The following is an 8,444-nucleotide window of genomic DNA, read 5'->3' on the forward strand; positions in this document are numbered from 1 at the left end:
CCTGACGCCCAGACGTCCGTAGCGGCCACTGCGTCCGCCTGCCATCTGATTTGATCCATGAGAGGTGCCCGATCGGGATTAAGCGGTCGCGAACCCTATCATCCTAATGCGTTGAGCGAATGGTTGCCTCCTGCATCAACCGATCTCTATGGTGCTTCAGATGCGTCTGGTGCTTCCATCGAACACCGTCCTATTCTGGCTTCCGTGGCATCGGACTTGCCAGCTCCTATGCAATCGAGATTGCGTCTCCCGTCTCGTGCTTGCGTCGTTCTTCAGCTATCGTGCTGGATGGGCGCAGCCGGGCGTTGCTCCGTCGACAGATGACCTTCGGCCGCACTAGCCGCAATCCCCTGCCTCACAGCCGCGAACTTTCAAATCGCCATGCCAGACTTGGCGCGATGGCTTAAGCTTAGAAGCAGGCAGCCTTAGCGAGCTTTCACCATGAAAGTTCCCTACTCCCGCTTCACGATTTTTCGACTGCGACCTGGTAGGCCTCTTCGTGCCGTTGCCGGCGCGCCGCCAGGTGAAGGGCTACCCACAATCCCCCTCCGCGCGAGACGTCCGAGAAGTACAGCGCGCCATAGATCCCGGCAGTGCCGTAGCTTGCGCCAAGCAAAACAACCATCATCGCACCAACCGCATTCGTTACACCACTTACGACCGTCGATATTCTGTGGTGCTCTGCCGCGTTGAGAGCGTCAAACGCAAGGAATTGTACAGCGGTCGGGATCACCGTCCACGCGAGGGTTCTCACCACGTCTGAAGCTGCCAGGAAGGCGTGACCGAACACAAACGGCATATACGGTGCTATCAGGAAGAGACAGACACTCGTTCCCGCGCTGATCCCAACCGAGTAGGGAAGATATTTTGTAGCAAGCGCCAAGCTCGCCAGGGGCCCATCTCGGCCGGCAACTGCGAGTCTACCATAAATGACGCGATCAAATGCGCCCGGCACGACGAGCGCTGCGCCTATCAATCTACGGCCCGCGCCGTAGACACCGACGAAGTCGGGCGACGCGATAGCGCTCAGCACCAGAACGTCCACACTATGGCGGAGCATGATGAGGAAACTTGAAAGGGCGAGACTTCCTCCGAGCCAGATCTCCTGACGAAGCACACACCAGTGCGGACGTCCAAAACGCCAGATCAACACGACGCACATAAGCCCAATCGCGATGTGGATACCGGCCCACCATACCGCCCAGACCTCCAGCGAATTCATACCAACAATGCTACAGGCGACCAGCGCAGCTAACGCGCGCGCCACCCCGGTCCCGCCATTGATAAAATTGGCTGTTCTAAAATCCCCGCGAGCCAGAAAGATATTCTCGACCAAACTGAGGAATGAAGGAAATACCACGTTGATTGGCACGAAAAGCAGCAGAATCTGGAGCCATATCGTGGGGTCACCTCTGTCCACTGTTGCGGCAAAGAGCATGCTGGCGACAACCAATACTGTCAGTACGACGCCTGTAAGAAGGATCATGAGCAGAGTATGGCCGAGGGCCTCGGCGTATCGTCCAGAGTCGCGGCTGACGATGCGGCGCAGCGCCTCGCCGGGACCAAGTCCGCACCACGCGTTTGCTAGGGCCGTCACTGCGCTGATCGTCGTCAATTCGCCAAATTGAGCAGCGCCGAGGGACCGGGCAAGAAGTACAAATGCCACGGCCTGCGCGACGACACCGATGGACAAACTGCCAATCGAACCAGCAACGAGCCGGATCATTGGTAACTTCGGCCGGAAGAACTCTGCAATCCGAGGCATACTGCAATATTTTCTGTGCCATTGTGAACTCCGCGGCACCGCCCGCCCTCTCGCCGCGGCAAACGAGACGGCACGCAGAACTACCAGGGATTTGAAAATGGGCCGGCCCGTCCCATTGGCGCGTCCCTGCTCAGCTACCCAAGCACCCGTCTTACGTTAATCTGTCACTATTCATTTCGCAATACGACTTCCAGGCCTGGTTCGGAGGAGCAATTGGTACTTACTCCAATGTCGGTCGCGGGAAGCAATATCTAGATCTCGCGCAGCCTTGCATAATAGCCACGGCTAACTGAACGCCCCAAATGTGGATGAGTCTGAATAGTTCGGGACAAGCTCGGAATTAACCACTCATCTATAATGTCGTAACCAAGCTCTCCAAGTGTCGCAACAAACTCCGTTCTGTTGCGAATCTGGTACGGGATCTCCGCGCATCCGAAGTTCTCGAGTGTTACGACTGTAGGACCTTCGCGCGTCTGAATCTTGTTTATCAGCAAATGCCGCGGAAGCGCCGGCAACTTCTTGAGGAACACATCGAAGGGAGCATCGAGGTATTGCAACAGGCCGGAAGCGAGCAAGACATCCGCATCGGGAGCATCGGACAAGTCGTCAATGAACGAAACTCCTAGTAGCTTACCTTCCTCCAGAAACCTGCGCCCCACGCGGACGATCGCCGACAAATCATAGATAGTCCAGTTGATCGCTCTATCCACCTCCAAATGCCGGCCGAAAGCTCGGTGCTTGGTGCCAAGATGACCACCTGCATCTAGAATGACATCCACTGAAGGTAAGAGCCGATCCAGCCAGAACATGACCGGATAGTCTTCCAGCTTTAGTTCCGACATGTACTCGAAGGAATGCATAACCACTTCGTCATTGTCATAACCAACGAGCGCGCCCGGCCGCACAGCCGCGACGGCCTCGCCAAATGACGCGTAGGCGCCACGGTGCCTCAGGTAGGAAGACCGAAGCAGCGCAAGCAAATGGCCGATCGCCCCACGAACAAAGAGGATCGGACGGGTCGAAATGGTCTGCTGTAATGTCGCCGGCAACTTGGACATCTTGACGAAAGACTCTTAGCTTTTCTCAGATCGGTTATCCGACCAAAGGGCAGTTCACTCACTAACTACGCTTTCTCCCGCCAAACGTGTACATCATTCGGAATTCTTGCGATTTTTAATCCTTCTTAGTTAACCCTGGATCGTCAATTGGTTTGTTATCTATTCGCCCGCCGGAATGGGGGTCAGTAGCAACCGCCTGTGGGGAACTATTACTTCCCTCAGACGCACTTCCCGCCTTTTCAAAGCGATACTCCGCCAAATCACCTACCGGCTCCTCGAGCCACTTATGGTTGTTGCCACGCAAATACAATTCAAAGAACGCAAATGCATATCGATCTATCGTCCCGGCGACTCTCACGGGATCAATCGCGCCGGAGCGACTGAAGAAATGTATGGGAGATGAGAATGCGTAGTCTGAGAAGTTGAAGTGCTTTGCCGGCTTTATCGTCAGCCAATATCCTCCGAATGTCGAAAAGAGTTTCCGTGCTTGGACGAATTGCTCCCAATCCAATGCTTTCTCCCGGCGTTTTGGTAGGCTGAGTTCCGAGGACCTCTGAGGATCGATCGGATCGGCTTCGCTCATAAAAAATAGCGGGGCTATTCCTCGCTGTTTCAAGGATTCACCGGCCATAAAGCCATCCATATTGAGACACGCTTTGAATCTGCTGTCGCGCCAACAAGCCTGCGCAGCAACACCTCCGCCCAGCGAGAAGCCGAATATTCCCAGGCGATCCAGATCGAGGCGATTTGCAAAGAGGTCGGCCGAATCGGCTTCATCAAGTTGCCCCAACGCATTCACGACGAAGCGCACGTCGTCGGTCCTGGCCTGGATTTCGGTTTCGGCGGTTTCTAGAAATCGATTGAACGAGGATTCTGTCGAGTAGAAGTCTTCATCCAACAACCTGCTCCTGATCACATGGCCGTCCGGAAAGACCGTCGCAAATGAACTGTAGGGATGATCAATTCCCACAATGACATAACCTCTGCTGGCCAGTTCTTCGGCCAGATGGGTATTCTCAGTCCGCATTCCGTTCCAGGAAGGCGCATATAGGAGGACTGGATACCGTGATTGGGACTTGCGGAGAGAGGCATCGATTATGGAGTGAGTCTTTGCCAATGAGAAACGGGCGTCCCACACAGTCGTGGTCGCTCTTTGCTGATAGGCGGCCACCTTCCCCATGGAGGACCGATCCGTCGGATACCAGATTTGCACCATAAGTTCCCGCGGCCCGCCGAGATCCGCCGGATTTGTTCGGCCCCGGTCGATGAAGAGACGGCTTGTGGTCCCAACAGGATATGGCCCGGTTGGCGAAGGAAGCTCAAACACGGGAAAGACTGTGCTCAGGACAATTCCGACACCCACGCAGCCTAGTCCGAGCACATTTATGATGTAGTGGGTTTGTACATCCATCGCCCATTGCGAGGCGACTGCCTGATATGTCGCGGCAATGAACACAAGGTAGATGGGAAGCATCTCCCACCGAGCGCTCTCGATTATCAAATGCAGAATGATGATCGGAAGGCAGACGAGAGGCAGACAGGCGAAGCATGAATAGTTGTCGCGATGCGGCGAGATCTGGTAGGTTAAATAGGCAACTAGCACAACAGTCGTTGTCAGCTCAAAAATGCGCATCCTTTGCTCTCCCCGGCGACCAAGCCCCATGGCCACGCATGACTTCGCCGCAGAACCCAAGCCAGCTGACTTCACGGAGGCTAACTAAGATAGCTTCTCAGTTGCTCCGCCACCTTGCAAACATGCGGCTCGCGCATGAATGACAAGTGATCGCCGGGCACATAATTAACGCTGACACCTTTTAGCGCGACTAGCTCCCACCCAAGGGATTTGTTGAGGTCGTACTCGGGGTCGCGTCCCTCTACCCTGAAGAGAATGATGCGCGCCGAGATGGGCTTTGGCCGATAAGATCTCGCGACCGCCTTGAACATCGTCAGGTTGTCTCGCAATTGAACCGGCATTGGCCGCCCTGCCAAACGAGCGACCCGCTGCGCAAACTTCCATAATTGCAAGCGCAGGTTCTTCCGCAAGAAGAAGACCGCGCTTGAGACGGCGACGTCGGCTCTGTGATCAGCAATCCGACGGTAGTATCGCTTGATCCGATCAAGGCCCCGAACGCCCCAAAAGCGGTACCACTCCTTAAACGGCAGATGGCGATAATACCCGAGATTGCCCGTATCCAACATCACAAGGATCGGTACCTCCTCCCCTTCCGCGATCAATTGTGCGGCCATTTCGAACGCGACGACCCCACCGAACGAATACCCGCATATTCGATAGGGCCCCTTGGCCTGCGTGCGACGTATTTCGCTGTTATACAACTTGGCGAGTTCAGCAACCGTCATCGCCTTTTGAGCACCATCAAGCTCAGGTGATGCAAGTCCATACACAGGCTGATCATGAGGCAACGCTTTGGCCAATTCTTCATAAGCAAGTACATGGCCGCCGCCACCATGCACACAAAAGAGCGGTATCATTGTTCCGGCTTCTCGAAGGGGCACGAGCGAAGAGTGCTGGCCATCGTTACCAACCGTTATAGCCACGGCGACCTGCTCGATCGTACGATCGACCAGCAACTTTGACAAATCTGTCTTAACGCCAAACTCCTTCTGTATCTCTGCAATTAATGAAGCTGCCAATAGCGAATGCCCGCCGAGCTCGAAGAAGTCGTCGCGGACACCGACCTTCGGCAGCTCAAAAAGCCTCTCCCAAATCGACGCTAGCTTCGCCTCAACTAGATTGCGGGGCCCAACAAATTCCTGGAAGGGCATCGGGACAATAGTCGCCGGATGGACGGGCCGCGGGACAATCGGCGGAATCAGCTGGGAAATTCGCTTGCCTGGCCTCTCTGCAACTTCCTCGAGTATTGATCGATAGTAGGATATGATGTTGCGTATTGAGACCGGCTCAAAGAGACCCTGATCATACTCAACGGTCAACCACACCTCGCCCTCGCGCTCGATGATTGCGAGTTGAAGCTCAAACGGATTTCCGACGCTGATCGACGGAACCGGCGTAATGGCGAGATTCCCCGCCTCACGCCGCTGCAAAAATGCGGATTGATATAGAAAGTAGAACTGAAACAGTGGATTTCTGCCCCGCACAGATCGCATTTTGAGTTGCGCCAGTATGCTCTCGAATGGCAAAACGGCGTGATCGAGCGCATCCATAACGACGCCGCTAACGTATTCCAGAACATCGCTCAACCGCGGATCGTCCGCCAGATTAAGCCTAATTGCGATTGGTCCGGAGAACGGGCCGATTACAGACTCTGTCTGTGTGCTACGGTTCGCGCTTGGGGATCCTATCGTCAAGTCTTGCTGATTTGTGTAGCGCTCCAGCAAAATCGCAAATGCTGCCAAAGTTAGCATGTACATCGTGACATTCGCCGACCGGCTCCGCTCCTTCAGCCGCTCGACCAACCTTCCTTCCAATCGAACTCTCTCGATTGCGCCGCGAACCTGATGCCGCTGACCAGGAGGATGATCGCTCGGAAAATCCAGCACGGGAAGAGGTCCAGCGAGCGACTTGATCCAATATGCCAAGTGCTGATTGGCCTCGTCAGACTCAAGCCATTGGTTTTGCCAAACTGCAAAATCCGCATACTGGACAGATAATGGCGCAAGGGCGGCAGCCCGATCTCCGGCGAACGCCTCGTACATGGCCCAGAACTCACGCTGCAGAATGCTTTGAGACCATCCATCGGAGATGATGTGGTGCACAACAACAACCAGAACGTGATCCTCCGGGCTGAGGCGGAGTAGTCGTACTCTCGCCAGAGGCCCACACTCGAGGTCAAACGGCTTTTGCGTCTCATCACGTAGCAATTTATCCAGATCAGAATTCCCTTGGGGCAATACCTCGCTCAGATCGGAGAAATGCAGCTCACAATTTCCACGGGCCCAAATAATCTGGCTTAGTTCGCCATCCTGCTCTCGGAACGTCGTACGAAGACCTTCGTGCCTTTGTACGAGAGAGATCAGACTTCTCTCGAGCAATTCGGCCACAAGAGGGCCTGCAATTCGCACCGCGGACGGCATGTTGAACGCAGCATCGTCAGGTCTTAGCCGCGAGAGATTCCAAAATCGCTTCTGACTGGCACTGGCCGGAAATTCGCTGCCGTCATCAAGCGAACCCGCATCCGCGGTCGAAGGTTCGAGGGAAGTCGTCAACTCGCACGGCGGACACGCCGAGATGTTTTGAGAGTGATCCCCTGCGGAAGGCAGCTCGGAGAGCTTCATATCGGGGTTTGCAACAATGGCTCGAAGCGTCTGTTCGAAACCATCAATCAGCCGATCACCTGTCGCCGCGCTGTAGCGATCGGTACTGTACTCGAGCGACAACCGCCACCCCTCAGCTCGCTCGACCAAGAAAAAGTTAAGATCGTAGAGAGCGCCGGGTGACACTGATGGAATTGGGGCAACCCGAACGTCCGCCCAATCAAACTCCGAGTTAACGGCTCCGCCGAACGCTCGCTGACACACGAAGTTGACGAAGCAAAACTGTCCGTCGCGCGGCTTAGCATCGTCAGGCAGCGCTTCCATAATGCTCTCGAACGGAACCACACTGTGCGCAAGGGCGTCCCAGATATCATCACGGACGCGAACTGCTAATTGCTTCAAGCTCGGGTCGTTTGATAAGTCAGCCCGAAGAGCCACCTGATTCACAAATAGCCCAACCAGAGACTCGAGTTCGGGCTGGTTCCGGCCCGCCAGAGGTGTCCACATCGCAATGTCCGATGCCCCCGTGAACCGATGCAGCATCGCAAGGCATGCAGCAAACGTCGTGCTGAACATCGTGCCGCCGTACTGGTCGCTGAACATCTTCAGCGAACTGGCCATGCTCTTTGGCAAGAGACGCGAGACTATCGCGCTATCGATCGTGCGCTCAGCTTTCGCCTGCGGATCCGGCTCCAATCTGAATGGTCGGTAGCCATGAAACTTGCGGCTCCAGTAGCCCAGCTCTCTCTCGTGCGCTTCCTCGGCTCGTTCGTCGCTCCAGACGACATAGTCCGGAAACTGAATTGAAAGGGAGGGCAGATCTGACGCTCGTTCCTCAGAAATGGCGATGTAGAGCTTCTGCAACTCGCGCATGACGACGCCAATCGACCAGCCATCACAGATGATGTGATGAAGGGTCAACATCAGGACATATCGAAACTCGTCGGTACGCAGAAGCCCGACACGAATCAGCGGGCCTCTCTCGAGATTGAACAGACGCGCCGCCTCTGCCGCACAGATTCTGTCTATCTCGGCCTCTTGTCGCAAGCCGGACAGATGCCGAAGATCGACCACCGGAATTAGCAAACTGAGCGAGGGTGCAATCAGCTGACAAATGTCTCCATCAACGGACGCAAATGTTGCCCGGAGAACCTCGTGCCGGGCGACAATTTCGTTGAAGCTGCGCTGCAGCGCAGAGAGATCGAGTGAGCCTTGAAGACTCCAGCGGAATGAGGCGTTGTATGCTGAACTCGCCGGTCGCTTCTGATTGGCAATCCAGATTCGCCTTTGTGCGGGCGAAACCGGAAACGCAAATACGTCGCCGTCCGATCTGGCGGACGCCCCAGGAGCACCTCGACCTCCCTGCATAGGATTTAGAACGGTCATTC

At 55.4% G+C, this 8,444-nt stretch carries 4 protein-coding genes; all 4 read right to left on the reverse strand.

Annotated elements, in window-relative coordinates:
• Positions 1-463 precede the first annotated feature (463 nt).
• The 4 genes from QA645_RS32065 to QA645_RS32080 all read right to left on the reverse strand — a co-directional run bounded on the left by QA645_RS32065 (position 464) and on the right by QA645_RS32080 (position 8,442).
• Positions 464-1,726 carry a lipopolysaccharide biosynthesis protein gene (locus QA645_RS32065; protein ID WP_283045273.1) on the reverse strand — a complete coding sequence of 421 codons (1,263 nt, stop codon included), beginning with the start codon at positions 1,724-1,726 and terminating at the stop codon, positions 464-466.
• 290 nt (positions 1,727-2,016) lie between these two features.
• A complete protein-coding gene (locus QA645_RS32070; protein WP_283045274.1) occupies positions 2,017-2,823 on the reverse strand; it encodes a TIGR04325 family methyltransferase in 807 nt (268 codons plus the stop codon).
• A gap of 115 nt (positions 2,824-2,938) precedes the next feature.
• Positions 2,939-4,456, reverse strand: coding sequence for a hypothetical protein (locus tag QA645_RS32075; protein WP_283045275.1), 1,518 nt, complete (start codon positions 4,454-4,456; stop codon positions 2,939-2,941).
• Positions 4,457-4,536: 80 nt separating this feature from the next.
• Positions 4,537-8,442 carry a condensation domain-containing protein gene (locus QA645_RS32080; protein WP_283045276.1) on the reverse strand — a complete coding sequence of 1,302 codons (3,906 nt, stop codon included), beginning with the start codon at positions 8,440-8,442 and terminating at the stop codon, positions 4,537-4,539.
• Positions 8,443-8,444 lie beyond the last annotated feature (2 nt).

This window comes from Bradyrhizobium sp. CIAT3101, from assembly GCF_029714945.1.
Taxonomy (GTDB): domain Bacteria; phylum Pseudomonadota; class Alphaproteobacteria; order Rhizobiales; family Xanthobacteraceae; genus Bradyrhizobium.

Excerpts from the sequence above, each read along its gene's own strand:
- QA645_RS32065 (WP_283045273.1), bottom strand. The coding sequence starts at position 1,726 with ATGATCCGGCTCGTTGCTGGTTCGATTGGCAGTTTGTCCATCGGTGTC.
- QA645_RS32070 (WP_283045274.1), bottom strand. The coding sequence starts at position 2,823 with ATGTCCAAGTTGCCGGCGACATTACAGCAGACCATTTCGACCCGTCCG.
- QA645_RS32075 (WP_283045275.1), bottom strand. The coding sequence starts at position 4,456 with ATGCGCATTTTTGAGCTGACAACGACTGTTGTGCTAGTTGCCTATTTA.
- QA645_RS32080 (WP_283045276.1), bottom strand. The coding sequence starts at position 8,442 with ATGACCGTTCTAAATCCTATGCAGGGAGGTCGAGGTGCTCCTGGGGCG.